The organism is Pantoea allii (assembly GCF_046529425.1).
Taxonomy (GTDB): domain Bacteria; phylum Pseudomonadota; class Gammaproteobacteria; order Enterobacterales; family Enterobacteriaceae; genus Pantoea; species Pantoea allii.
This window is the reverse complement of sequence record NZ_CP125958.1, coordinates 2782678-2801728: the sequence shown is the minus strand read 5'-3', so window position 1 is coordinate 2801728 and position 19051 is coordinate 2782678. Positions and strand designations below refer to the sequence as shown.

General features: G+C 51.5%; 19 protein-coding genes. 10 read left to right on the top strand and 9 right to left on the bottom strand.

Going from position 1 to position 19051, the window contains the following annotated elements; all coding sequences use genetic code 11:
* Complete coding sequence (locus QNH99_RS13185; protein ID WP_063879269.1) at positions 1-603, top strand: glutathione S-transferase; 603 nt, start codon at positions 1-3, stop codon at positions 601-603.
* A gap of 470 nt (positions 604-1073) precedes the next feature.
* Here QNH99_RS13185 and QNH99_RS13180 read toward each other — a convergent pair whose 3' ends face one another.
* Positions 1074-2444 carry an MFS transporter gene (locus QNH99_RS13180; protein ID WP_410516790.1) on the bottom strand — a complete coding sequence of 457 codons (1371 nt, stop codon included), beginning with the start codon at positions 2442-2444 and terminating at the stop codon, positions 1074-1076.
* 126 nt (positions 2445-2570) lie between these two features.
* On the opposite strand from QNH99_RS13180, the gene QNH99_RS13175 reads away from it, so the two are divergent.
* On the top strand, positions 2571-3272 hold the full coding sequence (locus tag QNH99_RS13175; RefSeq protein ID WP_218996233.1) for an ArsR/SmtB family transcription factor: 702 nt from the start codon (positions 2571-2573) through the stop codon (positions 3270-3272).
* A 1316-nt stretch (positions 3273-4588) separates the two neighbouring features.
* On the opposite strand, the gene QNH99_RS13170 is transcribed toward QNH99_RS13175, so the two are convergent.
* From QNH99_RS13170 to QNH99_RS13155, 4 genes are all read right to left on the bottom strand, one after another.
* The gene (locus tag QNH99_RS13170) at positions 4589-5050 is read right to left on the bottom strand and encodes a lysozyme inhibitor LprI family protein (RefSeq protein WP_096012457.1); all 462 of its coding nucleotides are present in this window, start codon (positions 5048-5050) and stop codon (positions 4589-4591) included.
* Complete coding sequence (locus QNH99_RS13165; protein WP_410516789.1) at positions 5047-5970, bottom strand: peptidoglycan-binding protein; 924 nt, start codon at positions 5968-5970, stop codon at positions 5047-5049. The genes QNH99_RS13170 and QNH99_RS13165 overlap by 4 nt, the downstream gene beginning before the upstream one ends.
* A 498-nt stretch (positions 5971-6468) precedes the next feature.
* A complete protein-coding gene (locus tag QNH99_RS13160) occupies positions 6469-6960 on the bottom strand; it encodes a GNAT family N-acetyltransferase (RefSeq protein WP_096012459.1) in 492 nt (163 codons plus the stop codon).
* Positions 6961-6970: 10 nt separating this feature from the next.
* Complete coding sequence (locus QNH99_RS13155; protein WP_410517675.1) at positions 6971-7264, bottom strand: GNAT family N-acetyltransferase; 294 nt, start codon at positions 7262-7264, stop codon at positions 6971-6973.
* A gap of 427 nt (positions 7265-7691) precedes the next feature.
* Between QNH99_RS13155 and QNH99_RS13150 the strand changes: the two genes are divergently transcribed.
* Positions 7692-8276, top strand: coding sequence for a histidine phosphatase family protein (locus QNH99_RS13150; RefSeq protein ID WP_410516788.1), 585 nt, complete (start codon positions 7692-7694; stop codon positions 8274-8276).
* A 165-nt stretch (positions 8277-8441) separates the two neighbouring features.
* Here the strand turns inward: QNH99_RS13150 and QNH99_RS13145 are convergent, their stop codons facing one another.
* Positions 8442-9026 carry a sugar O-acetyltransferase gene (locus QNH99_RS13145; RefSeq protein ID WP_410516787.1) on the bottom strand — a complete coding sequence of 195 codons (585 nt, stop codon included), beginning with the start codon at positions 9024-9026 and terminating at the stop codon, positions 8442-8444.
* A gap of 119 nt (positions 9027-9145) precedes the next feature.
* Between QNH99_RS13145 and QNH99_RS13140 the strand changes: the two genes are divergently transcribed.
* The 3 genes from QNH99_RS13140 (at position 9146) to rhaT (ending at position 11508) form a co-directional block, all read left to right on the top strand.
* Positions 9146-9307 (top strand): hypothetical protein, encoded by a 162-nt coding sequence (locus QNH99_RS13140; RefSeq protein ID WP_283356029.1) that lies wholly within the window; start codon positions 9146-9148, stop codon positions 9305-9307.
* 95 nt (positions 9308-9402) lie between these two features.
* The gene (locus QNH99_RS13135; protein ID WP_109716192.1) at positions 9403-9708 is read left to right on the top strand and encodes a hypothetical protein; all 306 of its coding nucleotides are present in this window, start codon (positions 9403-9405) and stop codon (positions 9706-9708) included.
* A gap of 765 nt (positions 9709-10473) precedes the next feature.
* Complete coding sequence (rhaT, locus tag QNH99_RS13130; protein WP_410516786.1) at positions 10474-11508, top strand: L-rhamnose/proton symporter RhaT; 1035 nt, start codon at positions 10474-10476, stop codon at positions 11506-11508.
* A gap of 29 nt (positions 11509-11537) precedes the next feature.
* Here rhaT and rhaR read toward each other — a convergent pair whose 3' ends face one another.
* Together rhaR and rhaS are read right to left on the bottom strand one after the other, a co-directional pair.
* On the bottom strand, positions 11538-12401 hold the full coding sequence (gene rhaR / locus QNH99_RS13125) for an HTH-type transcriptional activator RhaR (RefSeq protein WP_063879275.1): 864 nt from the start codon (positions 12399-12401) through the stop codon (positions 11538-11540).
* A 14-nt stretch (positions 12402-12415) separates the two neighbouring features.
* A complete protein-coding gene (rhaS, locus tag QNH99_RS13120) occupies positions 12416-13237 on the bottom strand; it encodes an HTH-type transcriptional activator RhaS (protein ID WP_410516785.1) in 822 nt (273 codons plus the stop codon).
* A 289-nt stretch (positions 13238-13526) separates the two neighbouring features.
* Here rhaS and rhaB point away from each other — a divergent pair, with 289 nt between their 5' ends.
* The 4 genes from rhaB to rhaM are packed head-to-tail and all read left to right on the top strand — an operon-like array spanning position 13527 to position 17405.
* On the top strand, positions 13527-15008 hold the full coding sequence (rhaB, locus tag QNH99_RS13115; RefSeq protein WP_410516784.1) for a rhamnulokinase: 1482 nt from the start codon (positions 13527-13529) through the stop codon (positions 15006-15008).
* Positions 14992-16248, top strand: a complete 1257-nt coding sequence (locus QNH99_RS13110; RefSeq protein ID WP_410516783.1) for an L-rhamnose isomerase — start codon at positions 14992-14994, stop codon at positions 16246-16248. Before rhaB ends, QNH99_RS13110 begins: the two co-directional genes overlap by 17 nt.
* Before the next feature lie 10 nt (positions 16249-16258).
* The gene (rhaD, locus tag QNH99_RS13105) at positions 16259-17101 is read left to right on the top strand and encodes a rhamnulose-1-phosphate aldolase (protein WP_145393387.1); all 843 of its coding nucleotides are present in this window, start codon (positions 16259-16261) and stop codon (positions 17099-17101) included.
* On the top strand, positions 17091-17405 hold the full coding sequence (gene rhaM, locus QNH99_RS13100) for an L-rhamnose mutarotase (protein WP_145393412.1): 315 nt from the start codon (positions 17091-17093) through the stop codon (positions 17403-17405). Before rhaD ends, rhaM begins: the two co-directional genes overlap by 11 nt.
* A gap of 117 nt (positions 17406-17522) precedes the next feature.
* On the opposite strand, the gene QNH99_RS13095 is transcribed toward rhaM, so the two are convergent.
* The gene (locus QNH99_RS13095) at positions 17523-18947 is read right to left on the bottom strand and encodes an alpha,alpha-trehalose-phosphate synthase (UDP-forming) (RefSeq protein ID WP_145393386.1); all 1425 of its coding nucleotides are present in this window, start codon (positions 18945-18947) and stop codon (positions 17523-17525) included.
* Between the last annotated feature and the right edge of the window lie 104 nt (positions 18948-19051).

Sequence of the window (19051 nt, the reverse complement as noted above, 5' to 3'; positions counted from 1 at the left end):
ATGATCCTGATCGGAATGCTGGATTCACCCTATGTCAGACGGGTTGCTATTTACATGAAAGTATTGGGTATTCAATTCGAGCATCGGCCGCTTTCGGTATTCGGCGATTTTGATGTCTTAACGAAAATTAATCCGGCTGTCAAAGTTCCAACGCTTATCACAGATGATAATCAGGTGCTGATCGACTCCACACTAATCATTCATTACCTTGAGAGATATTGCGGTCATTCGCCTGCACCCACAGCAAAGTCCGGAGTGGAAGAACTCCGGGATCTGCATCTTACCGGCTTCGCCCTGGCAGCCTGCGAAAAAGCGGTGCAGATTGTGTACGAACAGCGTCTCAGGCCGGAAGAAAAACAGTATCAGCCCTGGTTGAATCGGGTAACTCAACAACTTCATGGTGCATGGCAGACGCTGGAGAACGAGCTGCGAGAAAGTCATCCTGACATACTGTCCGTGGCCGGTATCAGCATCGCAGTGGCCTGGAGTTTTACAGAATTGATGTTGCCAGATACCCTCAGCCGTGAGCTGTATCCGGAAGTAACCGGGTTTACATTGCTGGCCGAACAGCGCCCGGAATTTTTGGCAACACCTTTGAGTTAAAGAGTGCGGGTGGCGTCTCACTGATGCAGTATCTGTATAAGGGAAACACTTACTGCATTAAAATCAATCCGTTGTAAAAGGCGACTTTGTAGACGCCAGTTAAATATCTATAGAAAAGACGCACAACCCTTAATAACTGAATCGCCATGGCTTCTATAGACCTGTAAAAGGACATTATCGTGGCTATACGCAGGGAATAGTTATCTTTCGCTTCTCGCTCAAAGCGAACCGTTCCCCTTCTAAAGTCCGCCTCGTGCTGCGAGTTCAACGGGTCGATGCAACGCTATCTTTAATCAAGCGGGACGTTGCTGCTTACTCGAAAGAATATTTTTATGGAGCCGTAGTTCCGGTTTATTTAGCAGAATTTATTTAATTTATCATTGATACATAGTGGTGTTCTGAGTAGGACGTTATATAAGTCAATGTCCGTTTCTCATATAAAGCGGACATTATCTCAATAATCAGATTTTTTAAGTTTTTACAGAGGCAGAATGTCTGCCCATGCAAATGATCCATACCAGGCCGCCAAGAAGTGAGAAAGCGATACCGATATAAATAGCTGTATCTAGATTCTCTGCGAGGGTTTTTATATCACCAAGGAGACCACCAAAGATGGCGACGCCCAGCGCAGAACCAGCTTGCCGGCTGGCATTAAGTACACCGGCAGCAAGTCCCGATTGTTCTTTGACAACAGCATTCATGACTGCTGCTGTAGCGACTGGCGTAATGATGCCGGCAGCAAGGCCGAGAGGCGGAAAGCAAAGCGCGATCTGCCAGTAGTATGCATTTTCATTTAGTATCATGAGTCCTGCGAATCCTGCAGCGTAGAGCCCATAACATCCGGCTATCAGCCTAAAAGGGCCGAACAGGCTATTGAGCTTTCCGGCACTAAAGCTGCCTAATGTAACCATCAGGGTTAGTGGAAGAAAAGCAAGACCTACATTTAGTGATGGCCAGTTGCGCAACGTGCCAAAGTAAAGGCTCAGAAGAAAAAACAGTCCGTAAAACACTAATCCTGAAATGAGCGATACGATAACCGAGGCTAAAAAATCAGCAAGGCGAAACAATTTCAGCGGCAGCACCGGCTGATTCACTATGCACTCGTTAAAAACAAACGCCCCCCATGCTATTACAGCCACCAGCGCTCCTCTGCATATCCACGGGTCACTCCATCCCAGATGAAAGCCTTCAATCATTACGGCAACAGATGCACCCATCGCAACAATGGCCATTAACTGCCCGGCAAAATCTGTTGATGTCTCTCTGGCAGAGATATTTCTTACAGGAATGCGCAGTGCCAGCGCAACCCCGATTAATACGACGGGAATATTGACCAGAAAAATGCTTCGCCAGCCTAAAAACTCTATCAGTACGCCCCCTAATAACGGTCCGGCTGCCATTGCAACCCCACCACAACCTGACCAGACACTGATGGCTTTAGCGCGCTGTTGAGGCTGCGGATATGCGTTGTTTATTAATACCAGGGACGAGGGAACCAGCAGGGCTGCTCCAATACCCTGACAGATCCTCGATCCGATCATAATGGATAACGTTGTAGAAAAGCCGCATCCCGCCGAAGCAAGAGCAAAAAGCAGCATGCCGGTAAGGTAAACGTTTTTTGCCCCAAGCTTATCGGCAAGCGTACCTCCGCTGAGCAGCAGACTGGCAAAAGTAACAGTGTAGGAACTGACAATCCACTGTAGCCCACTAATGTCGGGGTGCAGCGCGGCAGCCACTGGTGCAAGTGCAACGTTCACAATCGAAGTGTCGAGGATTACGATGATGTAACTGATACTGATAGCAGCTAACAACCATTTTTGAGCTGAAGAAGTCATGTCCATTGGTCGGGGTTATTGTCTGTTCTGAGGGGGATTGACTATATCCTGGGCGATCTGAATAATGCTTCGAGCCGTATCGAACTGTTAAATCCCACCATTAGACTGATTTCACTTTTTATGGCGCACGTTATGAACCAGTTTCACATTTCAGTCGTGGCGCATCTCATCGCAGAGCCGGTGCGTTCAATAATGCTGATTAACCTTGCTGGAGGAGAAGCACTTTCTGCCAGTGCACTGGCCAGGGCTGCCAGCGTTACCGCACAGACCGCCAGTTTTCACCTCGCTAAACTGCGTGATGGCGGACTGATATCCGTTGAATCTGTTGGGAGATATCGTTATTACCGGCTGGCAGGGCCACACATTTCACAGCTTCTGGAAAATTTGGCCTTAGTCGGAACGGTGAGTCAGCAGTGGAAGACCATACCAAGCAGTTTAGCCCGTGAACTGCGTTTTGCGCGCTGTTGTTACGACCATCTGGCCGGGCAAATCGGCGTAGCGATTACGCAGGGGATGCTTAATCGTGGACTGTTCGCCATCGGGGAAAGCCAGCGCTATGTGTTGACCGATTCAGGGCACCACTGGTTAGAGCAACAGGGAATAGAAATCCCTGAAGAATGGGAAGGAAATCATCGTATGTGCCTCGACTGGACCGAGCGTCAGTATCACCTTGCTGGTCCACTCGGTTTTGCACTTCTTGATGCTTTTATCTCATGGAAATGGCTGAGTCGTCTGGGTAAATCCAGAGCGCTCAAAATAACCCCCTCAGGCTGGAAAGCCTTCGGGCAACATTTTGGTATTCGTCAGCTACACGGTAAACCCACAGCAGATTAGCCCTTTTTTAATTTGTAATGCGAACCAAACGCTTTATATTTCTGTGACGACGACTGCCGGGTGTTACGGGTTAAGGAAAGTGACGTCAAGGATTGAAAAACGATCCCTCTGAATTAAGAGACGTGATGACTAAATTTGGGGTGCTACCACACTCAATAGAAATCTATGATTCAGGTTCAAGCCCTTTCGAAGGTTCAATAGAAGAAAATGAAGAAAGACGGAAACAAATTAGCCACCGCTTAGTCGCCGAAGCAATATTTACCCGCTTCCAGCCCCAATCCTGGTGAGTCTTAATGTCTGATCTTCATTCAGGCTAAAGGTCCGCTTCGTGCCCGAAGAGGACCTTTACAATTCTTATTGCGGCTTTGAACCTAAGCTTTGGTTGAACCTCAATAAATAGCCATCTGGATCAAGCACCAAGAAATTGAGTTGACCATGAAGAAGATCGTGGTCGCGATATCAACGTTCCTCGATAGGTTTATGCAAATGGAGACCGGCATCTTCAATTGCTGCAACCAGAAGCGCGCTGTTGGGACATTCAATCGACAGGTTCAAACCTCTGCCAAATGGGCGCTCCAAAGGACCCACCCGCCAAGGCGACTCATTCGGGTAGTCTTCCTCAAGCATCAATTGGCTACCGCAATATGAAATAAATGCAAACTTCTCTTCTTGCCTATCGTACTCAATTCTGAAGCCCAGAATCTGGCAGTAAAATCACAAACTTTGTTGCAGAGCAGAAACGATCAGCTCTGGAATCAGCGCATTCATTTTCAACATGACTTGCTCCTGTTGATTTCAAAAGTATACATGTAGTAAAGCTGCGCCCGCTGGAAAGAGACAGTTTCACGCTGCCACCTGATGCAGATAATTAGGGCGACGATACCAAACAGGTATTGTGAGAGCAGACTTTATTACTTCGCGGTACTGACGACTAATACAGGCGTAAAACGCGATGTGTTACTGACGTTTCGAATGTTAATGACGGTATGCTGGCCGCAGAGAATGACACCATCTTGCAGTCCGTTAATCTGTTCACCATGTTATGGGCTTGGGCTGTGTTCAATGAACCCGTTTCCCGAAAATTGGCATCTGTCTGGTGTTACGTACTGAGCCTCGGCAAGCCGACCTCCAGTCATGAACCATCTAAATAGAATGCATGCTAGCTATTTCATTTATGCCAGCACAAAGGGGAAGGCACGCAGTACACTGTGAGTCGTTTAAGCCATCTACACGGCTTAAACTCAACGTAATTAAGTCAAAATGATATCCGCTATTACTATTGTTATTAATAGTTATAATTGACTTTTTTGGTGGGTTTAACCGTCTGAAAGATCTGGGTGTACCATCTTAATTTCCTCAATACGCCTTATACCCATGTTTATCTGACAGCTTAGCGCTACTGAACTATAGCCATCAATGCCTTCTGCACCGGCGCTGGCTGCTTTGCAGTAATCCTGCCGATATTTCAACCATAGCTCTTGGCTTCTGATAAAAGCATTTTTCATATCTTCCCTCTGCTTCTTTTCACCCATCCACCACTGACTGTAATCATAATTTGAAATCTCTTTTAACTTATCTTGGTATACTGTATTCAGTTTTTTTTCTGCAGCTTCACTCACAGAAGTTAGACACTCACTGTTATTATCTCCATACTTTTCAGTGCATGCGGTAACCTCTTTACTTTCCACAATGCTCTGTATATTCGATTCTGCATATGAACTTAATGAATAGGTTAAGGTCAGCACAAAAAACACACTGCGTGGGTGGAATTTAATCATTTGCTCAGGCTCCTTATTCTGATTTCATTTCTTCGTCTATCCCCATTTAAAATTGGCTCATTCTTGAGGTATCTTATAATTTCATTTCGCTTATCTCCTTGCGCCATGATTTTTACCATTTCAGGTGCTGTTCTATTACCTTGGTATATTGTATCTACAAAAATATCACGTATTTTTTTGTCAATTTTATCCCATGTAAGAGCATTATTTACATGACGCGAATTTCGTGAATATACACCCTTTGCGTAATTGAGCTTTTCCCGATATACAATTTCAAATAGCCTGATTTGCTGGGCGTGAGTAATCTCGCCTACAAGTGGACCATAGACTTTCACGAACTGACCAGCATGTCGACCTTTAATGTGTGCTGCTTTAGAGCATATAACAGCTTTATACTCTTCGATACCTGCCTGGCTGAGCGTTGCCATTATCTCGCCACTGCTACGACTTCCCATATCGTATCCTCTTCCGAGAGTTACACCTGATGAGAATTTTGGTGGCCAGTGTAAAATTCTGGAAAAAGCAGGATAATGTTGTTGTCTGAAAGGCTCCACTGCGGTGATATAATCAATGCCTTCTGAATCAAAAGTTACCTGTCCTTCACTTACTTGCAGTGAGCCGGAGGTATGTTGTGGTCTCCACCCCGGTGAATAAGCATTTTCCATAGCTTGGATAAAGAAACTGTCCGTTGGATGAACCAACCCGTCGGGAGATAGTGATAAAAGACGCTGATACCATATTATCGCTTGTTCAGTTTGGGGTCCGCATATGCCATTTTCACTGATGGTCCTTCCTGTAGCTAACTGATACCCGGCACCTATTATCATTTGCTGTAATTCTTTTACGTCTTCAGGATTATTGGTACCGCAGACACCAACCGTATCTTTCAGGCGGTATACTCGTGGTTTATGGTAGCGCATTTATCTCTCCTCCCTGTTTGAGCTATATTAAACCTTAAACCGCAGCTAATCAGCCAGAAATTGTTGTGTAAAAGTTAGCCAGAGCAAAATCTTTATACTTAGCAACGGTTCATAGCTGTGAGAGTCTGCTCTGAGCGTTTACCTACCACAAAATGTCGCTTTATCGGCATGGAGGCTCCAGTTATGGTGTTTGCCATAGAGTGAATTGACCAAATGTTGTCGGTAGCCAGGTTTAGGCGGTTGCAGACCTACAGAGAACACTACTCAAATCCTTTCCTCTTTAGCCAAACGCCATGCCAGCAGTGAAGCTGACAGTAATGCAACCTTAACGGCGATGGCCTCAGTCAGGTCGGTTTAATGAGTCGTCGTCACACAGAGTGCCGATTTCCTCTGTTTTCTGCAGTGCTAAAATTTCCCCCCATTAACGATAGTGAGTCAGTTTCTCATCAGGCCGTATGTGCTGGCATTACCCTGGCGCTGATATGAGTGAACGACTTTTTATTCTGAGCTGAAAGCGAGTTGTTTCAGATTCTCACCATGGAGATAATAACTCCAAATGCTGTCATTTATTTTCCCACCTAGCGACTGATAAAATCGGTTTGCATCAGCGTTAGCTTTCTCGGCGTGCCAGCTAACACTGGTGCACTGGTGCTTGAAAGCAAGTTGCGCGATAAATCGCATAAGGGATTTCCCAGTACCTTTGCCGCGCTCAGCCTGGGAAACATAGAGTTCTTTGATATGCAACTGACCGCTGTATCGGGGGGAGGGGTAAAGAATATTGCAGCATGCCAGCCCGGTGATTTGATCATTACAACGCGCTCTTAGCACCAGAGTACCTGAGAGCTGGCTAAACAATTGGTTGCGAAGATAATTCTTCATCAACGCCTCCTGAATAATGCCTTTACCATAATAGTGTTCTTCCATTTCTGTAAAAATACCCGTCATGGATTCCCATTCTTCTGGGGGGCATCGTTCTGTCACTAATTCCATATGTGCGTTTTTACCTTAAATGTAAAACCTGAAGTGCAGTAAACTCACACTGCTCTTTTTTTGCAATGGCGTTGAAAATGTAAAGCGACTTTTTCATAAATATGCGGCTTGTTCCTTCCGCTTTACGGTCGATACGACCAAATTCTTCCCAGCCATGCTTTTTATAAAAATCAGGTGCCTGAAAGCATATCGTATACACAAATCCAGCTGAGCAGCCTCTTTTTCTCCCTTCATTTTCGAAACGAGTAAGGATCTCTGAACCGATTCCCATTCTGCGAAACGCGGGGGGGAAGATAAAACAGATCGATAAACAGTGACCCAGAGAAGAATGTCCTTGTATTCCCCCAGGTACTTCTCCCGTCTGGATGATTTTACTCCTACAGGGAGTGGCTTACGATCACTTGTGCCGGTCATGAAATCGTTGAATTCATTGCGTAGACTTTTCCAGCGTCAGAGGTGAAAGTCATTGCAGAAGTTAAGCATGTAGTTTCAGCTGGGTGTGGCGCGTTACGCTTTCAGGAAGGGAGGCGGCCCTGGTGAAATGAACAGGCCTATATTTGCCTGGAATTCAAAGAGCGTAAACTAAGAGCAAATTGTTGCATCGCCAGTAAAAGAAGCTTTTAAGGTCCAGATTCTGCAATTCACTAAATACCTGTCATTTACGCGTTGCCATCATAGATGAGCATAAAATAAGCTATGAGATCTGTTTTTAACGCTGACAGGAAATACGGATGAAGAAAATTTTTGTGCTGCTGTTTGGACTGACCATCATGATCCCATTGAGTGCCGACGCGGACAGCACGTATGTTTTCTTCCGTCATGGGGAGAAACCCGATAACACCAGTGGGCAACTGACTTGCAAAGGGCTGAACCGCGCCCTGAAGCTTCCTGCTGTGTTGCTTAGCCGCTATGGAAACCCGGATGCGCTTTATGCTTCTGCACCTAAAGAGGATAAAACAGGAAGTTCACTGCGCCCACTTTCCACCATTATTCCCCTGGCGGTCCAGATTTCGAAGCCTGTGATACTGCGTTTTCACGCTGACAAACCGGGTAAACTGATCTCTGACCTGCTTTCAGAAAAACAGGTTCCGCTGACATTTATCGCCTGGGAACATAAAAATTTGGTCACGGCAGCCCGAACGCTGGTTGAAAAAACGGGAGGTGATGCCGGGCAAATCCCTGACTGGCCCTCGGCAGATTTTGATTCACTGTATGTTGTGAAAATTGATGACCAGCAGCATTTCAAATCGTTTTCTCACGAGACTGAGGGGCTGAATGGCGTTTCGGCGGAATGCCCTGACAGCGCTCATCATTGACTGACTTAGCGGCTCTGCATGTAAGGTAAATGCAGAGCCAGTGCCCAGGGTTGGGCGCGCTGCTGAGTCAAATGAATCGACCCGCGTCGCGCTGAAAAGGCGGAAAGCGTCCAGCCTGATGGCTGAGCATTCTACTGACGCGCAGCAGGTTACAAGCTCCTCCTTTCAAAATGAGGTGCGGGCGTGATCTTTTTCGGTTATTTCACGCACGACGCGGCAAGGATTACCCACCGCCAGAACGCCTGACGGAATATCCTTGACCACTACGCTTCCCGCCCCGATGATAACGTTGTTACCTATTGTTATGCCCGGAACAATGCTGACACCCGCACCAATCCAGACATTATTGCCGATGGTCACAGGGCTCGCGTATTCCAGTCCCTGATTTCGGCGTTCGGCATCCAGAGGATGGCCTGCGGTATAAATACCGACGTTGGGTGCGAGAAAGACGTTATCACCGATCACCACGTCAGCCCCATCAAGAATAATAAGATTATGGTTAGCGTAAAAATTGTCGCCAATCGTAATGTTAACGCCATAGTCGCAGTAAAAAGGGGGGTCGATAACGGGATTGCTGCCACACTTTTTAAGCAGCCGGGTGAGCAGCGCAAGGCGTGTTTCATTATTATCAGGCCGACTCAGGTTATAGTCATAACAAAGCATCTTAGCGAGCCCCCGGCGTTGAAGAATGCGTTCATCATGGTTTGCATCATACAAAGTACCATCTGGTACTCGGGTCACCTCGTTCATCTTCTTCCTTATCCTTTCGGCTTAAATGTCTTTATCTCAGGCACCGTGTTCAGGTGCTATCCAGCTTAGCGCGTTTCTGTCACCCCTGCGGCCCTGACAGCCCAGGAAGCGTCTGTGGTATGTTCGCGCCTTTAAACATGTATCGCACACGATTTAATCATATTAAGAAACAGCAGGGGAACGACGCCATGCCGACCCGCTACCAGACGCAGGCACCGCCGTTATCCAACGTCACGCTGGTTGAGGTTTTAGCGCCCGAAACCCGTCACAGAAAAATGTAAGCAAAGCGTGAATGTGCTTTTTTGCATAAATTTCGCCAACGCCGTTTTTTACTATGGCTCCTCATTTCCCGGTCATGACAGCGAGGCGTGGTTTTATGAAGCAGTTAAGAATTTATACACTGAAGGATAAAGCGAGCGCTGTGGAGTATTTCAGACAGTGCTGGCCAAAACACAGGGTCAGTTTGCTGAAGTTTGGCATAGAGGTGGACAATGTGTTTCTGGGGGGGAATGACCAGCAAAATCAGGTGATGGCTGTGGTCACCTTACCCGAGGGATGTCATGTTCAACATCTGAATGAGCAATATATGCGCAGCCAGGCATTCCGCGACGATATGGCCGGGTTTCCTGTGGCGAATATTATTCGGGTCGAGGAAATGTGTATTAGCGAAACGCTTTTTTAATGATGTTTTCTCTTTCGCTTAAGGCTGGGATGACACGCAGGCGCGATTTTTCAACGGACGCGTAAGGCGTGTAATTTCGTTAAGATGACGCACGGCGAACAGAATAAAATGTGCATGTCAGCAATGGCTTTCTCTGCTTTTCATGGCATCGGGTAAAAATACCCGATGCCATCTATCCGAAACCTCGCGCTGTTTAATCCTGTAAACCTGACGTGCAGAACTTACCTGTGAAGACCGCGTTCAACACCGGGACGCACTATCTGCTGTGGCTGTCCGCGGTGCCATAAACCTGCTTGATGAGATGACGAGACAAGGCCATGGTCTGTCGCGACAGACAGCCCGCGAATAAACCGCGCTGACCACCGCACACCTGGGCTCTCCCTCCTGACTATCCATAGCGTTGTTCATTCCCTGGCCCGCGCATGTGTTCTCGTCTGCCGTTCACGCTGCGAGGCAGTCAGAAGCTGCGTCACTTGATGTGAATGCCACGTTAAAGGACATCCCGGCAGTGTCGTGATGGTTTTGCTGTTCCATTTAACAAAAAAGGAAAATTACCCGAATAATAAATAACTTATAATTAACAGCCTGCGAAAGATCGGCAAATGCGAATTTGTGATCCTTATGTTGACGACTCACTGAATTTTGCCAGCCACTTTATTTTCCCGGCAGCCATTCAAAGGCTGAGAGAAAGCAGCTCCCTCTAGACTGCTGCTAATCGGGAAACATCGGTTTCCTGTTTGGCCTCAACCTGAAAAAGGAATAACAATGAACAGCGCCATTATTGCAGGTATTTTCTGGCATCTGGTGGGGGCTGCCAGTGCCGCCTGTTTTTATGCTCCGTTTAAGCAGGTGAAAAAGTGGTCATGGGAAACCATGTGGTCGGTGGGCGGTGTGATGTCGTGGCTGATCTTGCCATGGGCGGTCAGTGCGGTACTGCTGCCAAACTTCTGGGCTTATTACACCAGCTTCAGCGCCTCGCAGTTGCTGCCGGTGTTTCTGTTCGGTGCCATGTGGGGCGTGGGCAATATTAACTACGGGCTCACCATGCGCTATCTGGGCATGTCGATGGGCATCGGGATCGCGATTGGGATTACGCTTGTTGTCGGCACCTTGATGACGCCGCTGCTGCAGGGCCGGTTCGTCGAGCTGTTCAACTCGCCCGGCGGCCGCATCACGCTGCTCGGCGTGCTGGTGGCGTTGGTGGGCGTGGCCATCGTCACGCGTGCGGGGTTACTGAAAGAGCGGGCGCTAGGGATTAACGCGGAAGAGTTCAACCTGAAGAAAGGCCTGGTGCTGGCCGTCATCTGCGGCATTTTTTCAGCCGGGATGTCGTTCGCAATGGATGCGGCGAAACCCATGCATGAGGCGGCCGCCAGCCTGGGCATTAATCCTCTTTACGTGGCGTTACCCAGCTATGTGGTCATCATGGGCGGCGGGGCGGTGATTAACCTGGCGTACTGTTTTATGCGCCTGGCGCTGAAGCCAGAGCTGTCAGTGCGGCAGGACTTTTCCATCGCGAAACCGCTAGTGTTCGCCAATATCGCCTTCGCCATTCTGGGTGGAACCATGTGGTATTTGCAGTTTTTCTTCTATGCCTGGGGACACGCCAAAATCCCGCCGCAGTATGACTTTGTCAGCTGGATGCTGCACATGAGTCTGTATGTGCTGTGTGGCGGCGTGGTAGGGCTGGTGCTGAAAGAGTGGAAGAACGTGGGACGCCGTCCGGTTCGGGTGTTGTCGATTGGCTGTGTGGTTATCATTATCGCGGCTAACATCGTCGGGCTTGGCATGGCTTCCTGAAACAAAAGAAATCAGGCCTGACGCTGACGTCAGGCTTTTTCATTATCGGTGCGCAGGCGTTGTGGCAGAAAGCGCTGCCGCCAGGCACTGGGTGTCAGGCCGGTTTCTCGCGTAAATACCACAGAAAAATAGTTACTGTCGTCAAACCCACACTGCGCCGCAATCTCGCTGATTAAACCGGACTGGGTGCGCAATAAATGTTTGGCCTGACACAGCTGTAACTGACGTAAATAGTGGCCAATCGTCATGCCGGTTTGCTGGCGGAACAGCTGCTTAAGCGAGCGTTCACTCAGCTGATGCTGCTCGCAAAAGTCTGCCAGATTCAAGGGGCGACTGATGTCCACTAACAGTGCCGACATCAGCCGATCCAGTTGCTCGCCTTCAGGCAGGGAGCCGGCACGTTCGGGAGCATAACCATGGCGACGTAAAATCAGCGCCAGCTGCAAAAAGAGCGCCTCGGACAGTTGCACGGAGAGCGCATCACTTTTGCGGCTCTCGCGCTCCAGCTGGCTAATGACGCCCCGTGCCAGCGTCATACCACGAGTCGTGAGCCGCCAGCCACTGGGCATGGTTTCTTGTTGGGGCGGTAACAGCTGGCCCCAGTCAAGCGCAAGATGAAAACGGTCCCGGCAATACAGAATGTTATCAAGGGCCAGATCGTGCACGCTGTCATAGCTATGGCAGTCGCTGTCGCAAATATAAAAAACATCGCCGCAGGTAATCAGCCACGGGCGATCGTTAAGGATATGCAGGCCGTTACCGCGCCAGACGATAACGATCTCGCTGAAAGTATGCTGGTGCGGCGGAAAGGAGGGCTGTGGCATACGTTCAGCCACAGCAATGGGCAAGTTGCTGGCCGGGAAGTAGTCCTTACGTGACAGGATCAGTGACATAGTTAATGCTCCGCTTACCACATAGGCTGGCGCTCCGTTCGGGGCGCGCAGCCAAATTCCCGTCTGAACAGGGTAGAAAAATGGTTACTGTCACCGAATCCACACTGATAGGCGATGTCCGTTATGCGCATATCGCTGTGACGCAGCAGGTGGCGAGCCTGCAATAAACGCAGCCGGTTAAGATATCGCTGTGGCGTACTGCCGGTTTGCTGCTTCATCTGGCGATGCAGTGTACGCAGTGACAGCGAGAAGCGCTCGGCCAGTGCTTCCCAGCTAATCTCCTCACTGTAGTGATCATTCAACCAGTCTAGCAACCGGTGCAGCCTGGCTTCCTGATCCTGCGCGTTGGGGTTGTGCGCCGCTTCACGCAGCAGTACGAGTAACTGTAAAAACTGCCTTTCCTGATGCGCCTGACGCTCCAGCGACCATACCGCCTGCGGCGTCATCTGTTCCACCAGGAGCAGGGCCTGCGCCATCGCTTTTTGATTAATCCGCCAGTGAGATGCGCACCCATGCTCATCCTCCAGGGGCAGCAACGCCTGTAAGCCCGACAGAAAACGAAACGCCACCGGACTGCGATACAGCACGTTCGTCAGGCACAGGTTGTCGGTTTTCTCATACAGATGACGATCATGATCGCGCACAAAGCAGACGCAACCGGCGCTTAATGTCTGCGCCTGACCATTGAACACATGAATGCCTGAACCCTGTTCGACCAGCACAATTTCGTGAAAATCATGATGATGTTCAGGAAACGCCTGCTGGGGCACACGCGGCTCAATGGCAATGGCGTAATCGCCAGCCGGAAAGAAATCAGCACTATGCAGAACAGTCATGATTCGCCCTCGTTTAACAAAACTGCAACCGAGTCTACGCAGGCGATGTGCAGCTTACCTTGAATTTTGAACCGCGCAGCGCAGGAAATGCGTGAAATTTTCAAGATCGCTTAAGTGATTGATAAAAATGCGGGAAAGCTCACAACTCTGCCGTTAGGGAGTTCTGTGAGCTTCCTCACGAACACCTTTGTCACCCTGCCAGTGCCGCTAACCGGCTGGCAGTGCCGCTAAGGTCACAGCAGGGTGCGCTGCGTATCCTGTCGCCATGTCATTTCAGGAAGAACAGGCGATGAGCATGCGTAATAGTGTGGCGATTGATTTAGGCGCATCGAGCGGACGCGTGATGCTTGCACAGTGGACGGCCGCCAGCCAGCAGATCAGGCTGCGCGAAGTGCGCCGCTTTACCAATCAACGCGTTTGCCAGGCCGGCTATGACTGCTGGGATCTGGACAGGCTGGAGCACGAGATCCGGGCTGGACTGGCGCAACTGGATGAAGAGGGCATTGTGCCCGATAGCATCGGCATTGATACCTGGGGCGTGGATCTGGTGTTACTGGATGCCGGAGGAGCACGCGTCGGTGAGGCGGTGAGCTACCGGGACCCGCGCACCGAAGGCCTGATGAAACAGGCCATCGAGGACCTGGGGCAGCAGGCCATTTATCAACGTACCGGTATTCAGTTCCTGCCTTTTAATACCTTATATCAGCTGCGTGCTCTGCATCTGCAACAGCCGGACTGGCAGGCGCGGGTCAAACATGCGCTGATGATCCCGGACTATCTGCATTATCGCCTGACGGGCGTGATGAACTGGGAATACACCAATGCCACCACGACGCAGTTGCTGAACATCCACAGCGGTGAGTGGGATACTGACCTGCTGGCCTGGGCGGGCGTCGATCCCGCGTGGTTCGGTAAACCCCAGCCTCCGGGCAACAGGGTCGGTCACTTTATCAGCGCGAGCGGCAAACCGATTCCGGTCATCGCCGTGGCCACCCACGATACGGCCAGCGCCGTTCTGGCGACGCCGCTCCTGGCGGACAACACCGCCTACCTCAGTTCGGGTACCTGGTCGCTGATGGGGATTGAAAGCCTGCAACCCTGTGTGAGTGACGCGGCGATGAATGCGAACGTCACCAATGAAGGCGGCGCGGAAGGCTACCGGGTACTGAAAAACATTATGGGATTATGGCTGCTGCAGCGCGTCTGCTCGGAACGCGGCATCCACGATTTGTGCGCGTTGATTGACGCCGCCGCCCGTCAACCAGCCTGCCAGGCGTTGATCAATCCCAACGATGCCCGATTCATCAATCCTGAAAATATGGTGCAGGCCATTCAACATGCCTGTGCAGAACAGGCAATGCCGGTTCCGCATGCCGACGCCGCACTGGCCCGCACGATTTTTGACAGCCTGGCGCTGCTCTACCGCCAGACGATGGGGGAGCTCAGCCAGTTGCGCGGCGCGCCATTGCGCCAGTTGCATGTTGTCGGCGGCGGCAGCCAGAACCCGTTGCTGAACCAACTGTGTGCCGATGCCTGCCAGTTGCCGGTGCTGGCGGGGCCGGTTGAGGCCTCCACGCTCGGCAATGTCGGCTGCCAGCTGATTGCACTGGGAGAACTGCGCGACGTCGCTGAACTCCGCCGCTGTATCAGCCGTAATTTCCCGTTAGAAACTTTTACTCCGCAGAATCACAGCGCCTTTGCAGCCCATCAGGCTCGCTTCGCCGCGCTGTGCCAACCCGCTAAGGAATGTGCTTATGACAAAGCTGATTGAACAGGCTTTTGAGCTGGCTAAACACCGTTACGCAGCTATTGGCATCGATGTCGACCAAGTAATGACGCAACTGGATGAGATCCCGGTCTCCATGCACTGCTGGCAAGGCGACGACGTGCGTGGATTTGAAAATCCCAACGGCCAACTGACGGGCGGTATCCAGGCAACCGGCAATTATCCCGGTCGGGCGCGCAATGCGGTTGAGCTGCGTGCCGATCTGGATAAAGCCATGTCGTTAATTCCCGGCCCGAAAAGAGTCAATCTGCATGCTATCTACCTGGAAAGTGATCAGCCGGTTGAGCGCGATGCAATTGAACCGCAGCATTTCCGTCACTGGGTCGAATGGGCAAAGCAAAACAACCTCGGGCTGGATTTTAACCCGACCTGTTTTTCCCATGCGCACAGCGCGGAGGGTTTCACGCTGGCGCACGCCGATGCGGGCATCCGTCAGTTCTGGATCGATCACTGCAAAGCCAGCCGCCGCATTTCGGCTTACTTTGGTGAGCAGCTTGGCACGCCTTCCGTCATGAATATTTGGGTACCGGATGGGATGAAAGATCTCACGGTCGATCGTGCGGCACCGCGCCAGCGTCTGGTCAGCTCACTGGATGCGATTATCAGCGAAAAATACAACCCGCAACACCATATCGATGCGGTTGAAAGCAAGCTGTTTGGCATCGGCGCAGAGAGTTATACGGTTGGCTCCAACGAATTCTGCCTGGGCTTCGCCGCCAGTCGCCAGATTGCGCTGACACTGGATGCGGGCCATTTTCATCCCACCGAAGTGATCTCCGACAAAATCTCGACAGCGATGCTGTTTGTTCCGCGGCTGCTGCTGCACGTCAGCCGTCCGGTGCGCTGGGACAGCGATCATGTGGTCCTGTTGGATGATGAAACCCAGGCCATTGCCCATGAAATCGCACGCCAGAAGCTGTTCGATAAAGTGCATATCGGTCTCGACTTTTTTGACGCCTCAATCAACCGCATTGCCGCCTGGGTGATTGGCACACGCAATACCAAAAAAGCCTTGCTGCGTGCCCTGCTGGAACCGAGCGATCAGCTCAGAGCGCTGGAACGTGAAGGGGATTACACCGCGCGTCTGGCACTGCTGGAAGAGCAAAAATCTCTGCCGTGGCAGGCAGTCTGGGAAGCCTGGTGCCTGCGCCATGATGTGCCGGCTGATGCCAGCTGGCTGAGCGAGGTTCGTCACTATGAACACCACACATTGCGTCAACGCTAAGGAAAAGGCTATGCAAACTATTTTGAACGCTGGGTTTGTGCAGGGGATGGTGAAAGTCACCAGTGATATGTGGCTGAAAGGCTGGGATGAGCGTAATGGCGGCAATGTCAGCCTGCGCCTGTTACCGGAAGAGGTAGCACCTTTTGCTGCCGATTTTTACGTGCAGCCGCGCTGTGTAGAGTTAAGTCAGCCTGTCCCGGACCTGGCCAACGACTGGTTTCTGGTCACGGGCTCGGGCAAGTTCTTTCGCAACGTTCAGCTTGATGCCGCGGACAGCCTGGTTCTGCTGCAGGTGGATGACAAAGGCTTGTCGTATCGCATCCATTGGGGGCTGAGTAACGGTGGCATGCCGACATCGGAACTGGCGTCCCATTTCCAGTCGCACGCTGTACGCAAACGCGTTACGCAAGGGGCCGACAGGGTGATTATGCACTGCCATGCCACAAACTTTATGGCGCTGAGCTATGTCGTCAACCTCGACGCCGCGCGCTTCACTCGCCTGCTGTGGGAAGGCAGTACCGAATGCCTGGTGGTGTTTCCGGATGGCGTCGGGGTTCTGCCCTGGATGGTGCCCGGCACGGATGACATCGGTCAGGCGACCGCTGACGAAATGGCCACCCACAGCCTGGTCATGTGGCCGTTCCACGGGATCTTTGGCGCAGGGCCGACGCTGGATGACACCTTCGGCCTGATCGATACCGCCGAGAAGTCGTCTGAGGTGGTCGTGAAAGCCCTGTCGATGGGCGGCATACGTCAGAGCATCACGACGGCGCAGTTAATCGCGCTGGGTGAACGCTTTAATGTCAAGCCCTGGCCGGCGGCGCTTCAGGCGGTGCGCAGTGATGTTGCGTAAGGCGTTTGTGATGCAGGTGCATCCGGACTGCCACGAGGAGTATCTGCGCCGTCATTCGCCTATCTGGCCTGAGCTGGAACAGACGCTTAAAGCGCACGGTGCGCATCACTATGCCATCTGGCTGGATACGACGCGCCACCTGCTTTTTGCCAGCGTGGAGATCGAATCAGAGGCGCGCTGGCAGGCGGTGGCGCAGACGGCGGTGTGCCAGCGCTGGTGGGCATCCATGCACGATGTGATGGTGACGAATGCGGATAACAGCCCGGTCAGCGAACCGTTACAGCCCATGTTCTATCTGCCTTAGGCCGTTATCGGGCGACAGGGCCGGATGAAAAGGCCCTGTCCTGCGCAGGGTTGCGGCGGTGGTGATCTGGCATCACCGCCGCAACCCTGCATAATGGCGCTGCGGAGGGCGACAACCTCAGTAGCGAACCCGGCTGCTGCCCAGGCGCAAGTTGGGCACGGCTGACATGACCGGGCCGGGGATCACCGGCATGCCGTTCAGCATCGACAAAAACGCCTGTGCCCAGTGATGGCTGTCATGCAGATGCAAGCCCTTCATCAGGCGCGCATGCAGATGTCGCCGTTCACGCAATGGCATCTGCAGGGCGCTGTGAATGGCATCGGCCATAGCATCCGGATCGTAAGGATTGACGATGAGCGCACCGTCCATTTGCTCTGCCGCGCCAGCAAACTGCGACAGAATCAGCACGCCTGGGTTATCCGGGTCCTGCAACGCCACATACATTTTTGCCATTAAACTCATTCCCGACATCAGCGGCGTGACCAGCGCTACGCGTGAGGCGCGATAAATGCCCGCCTGTTCCTCACGGCTGTAGGCATGAGTCAGACAGTTAACGGGATACCAGTTCATCATGCCGTGTACGCCGTTAAATTCGCCGCAAAGGGTTTCTAACGTGTGCGCGATGCCCGGTGCCCGGTCCGCGTAGCCCGCAGCGTGCGGTGCCAGCTGTAGCAGGGTAATATTTTTTTGATAAACCGCATGTTTGCGCAGCAGCACTTCTATCGCGCTGATGCGGTAAGGCAGTCCGGCGCTTTCATCAAGATGGCCGCCGCTCAGTACGGTGTTTTCCGCTAAGCTTTCACGGCACTGCATTTCCATAAAGGCACAGCTGTTGCTGTCACGCAGACAGCGCACATCATCAAGATCAATCCCGACAGGAAAGACGCCGAGCTTCACAATCCGTCCCTGCACGCGAATGCTGTCAGCGCTCAGGCGCTCGGTACGACATTCGCTCTCCAGCCAGACGATAAAGTTGTTCATGTCCTGAACGGTCTGAAAGCCAATCAGGTCACAGCACAGCAGCGATTCTGTGAGCCAGCGCCAGTCGGGAATCGCCTCAAACATCTTGCCCGAGGGAAAAGGTTGATGCAGGAAAAAGCCCACCGGGTTGGTCAGTCCGGCCTCTCGAAGGTAGTGGGCGCAGCCTAACAGGTGGTAATCCTGTATCCAGATGGCGTCGTCGGGCATGGCGTTTTCACTGATGACCTGTGCATAGGCTTCGTTAATTTTTTTATATTCCCGATAGCCGTCAGCAGAGAAGCGGGCCAGGTCCGGGCGCTGGTGGAAAACCGGCCACATCCCTTTATGAACATACTGGTGATAACCTTCATTCACCTCGTCCTTTGACAGAGGAAAGGTCAGGGTTGCATAAGCGCCTTTCTGCTGAGCACTCAGCGGCCTCGGCGCATCAAGAGGCAGAACCGCCGTCTCGCCATCCCAGCTGATCCAGAGTCCGCCGTTGCGGGAAAGAAGACCTTCATAAATGGCGGACAGGGTGGAACGTTGTGAATGATTGTGTGATACCAGGATAAAACCTGACATGGTGTTTTCCTTATGGGCGGGCAGGGCATCAGTCGCCGTGCCCGATGTCCAACAGTCGTCGTGTGGAGGTCGGATGAGAAACTGCAGCAGGCCGCACATGGCAA

What these genes read in the sequence shown, in the direction of transcription:
- QNH99_RS13185 (WP_063879269.1), top strand. Translation starts at nt 1, where the DNA reads ATGATCCTGATCGGAATGCTGGATTCACCCTATGTCAGACGGGTTGCT.
- QNH99_RS13180 (WP_410516790.1), bottom strand. Translation starts at nt 2,444, where the DNA reads ATGGACATGACTTCTTCAGCTCAAAAATGGTTGTTAGCTGCTATCAGT.
- QNH99_RS13175 (WP_218996233.1), top strand. Translation starts at nt 2,571, where the DNA reads ATGAACCAGTTTCACATTTCAGTCGTGGCGCATCTCATCGCAGAGCCG.
- QNH99_RS13170 (WP_096012457.1), bottom strand. Translation starts at nt 5,050, where the DNA reads ATGATTAAATTCCACCCACGCAGTGTGTTTTTTGTGCTGACCTTAACC.
- QNH99_RS13165 (WP_410516789.1), bottom strand. Translation starts at nt 5,970, where the DNA reads ATGCGCTACCATAAACCACGAGTATACCGCCTGAAAGATACGGTTGGT.
- QNH99_RS13160 (WP_096012459.1), bottom strand. Translation starts at nt 6,960, where the DNA reads ATGGAATTAGTGACAGAACGATGCCCCCCAGAAGAATGGGAATCCATG.
- QNH99_RS13150 (WP_410516788.1), top strand. Translation starts at nt 7,692, where the DNA reads ATGAAGAAAATTTTTGTGCTGCTGTTTGGACTGACCATCATGATCCCA.
- QNH99_RS13145 (WP_410516787.1), bottom strand. Translation starts at nt 9,026, where the DNA reads ATGAACGAGGTGACCCGAGTACCAGATGGTACTTTGTATGATGCAAAC.
- QNH99_RS13140 (WP_283356029.1), top strand. Translation starts at nt 9,146, where the DNA reads ATGTTCGCGCCTTTAAACATGTATCGCACACGATTTAATCATATTAAG.
- QNH99_RS13135 (WP_109716192.1), top strand. Translation starts at nt 9,403, where the DNA reads ATGAAGCAGTTAAGAATTTATACACTGAAGGATAAAGCGAGCGCTGTG.
- rhaT (WP_410516786.1), top strand. Translation starts at nt 10,474, where the DNA reads ATGAACAGCGCCATTATTGCAGGTATTTTCTGGCATCTGGTGGGGGCT.
- rhaR (WP_063879275.1), bottom strand. Translation starts at nt 12,401, where the DNA reads ATGTCACTGATCCTGTCACGTAAGGACTACTTCCCGGCCAGCAACTTG.
- rhaS (WP_410516785.1), bottom strand. Translation starts at nt 13,237, where the DNA reads ATGACTGTTCTGCATAGTGCTGATTTCTTTCCGGCTGGCGATTACGCC.
- rhaB (WP_410516784.1), top strand. Translation starts at nt 13,527, where the DNA reads ATGAGCATGCGTAATAGTGTGGCGATTGATTTAGGCGCATCGAGCGGA.
- QNH99_RS13110 (WP_410516783.1), top strand. Translation starts at nt 14,992, where the DNA reads ATGACAAAGCTGATTGAACAGGCTTTTGAGCTGGCTAAACACCGTTAC.
- rhaD (WP_145393387.1), top strand. Translation starts at nt 16,259, where the DNA reads ATGCAAACTATTTTGAACGCTGGGTTTGTGCAGGGGATGGTGAAAGTC.
- rhaM (WP_145393412.1), top strand. Translation starts at nt 17,091, where the DNA reads ATGTTGCGTAAGGCGTTTGTGATGCAGGTGCATCCGGACTGCCACGAG.
- QNH99_RS13095 (WP_145393386.1), bottom strand. Translation starts at nt 18,947, where the DNA reads ATGTCAGGTTTTATCCTGGTATCACACAATCATTCACAACGTTCCACC.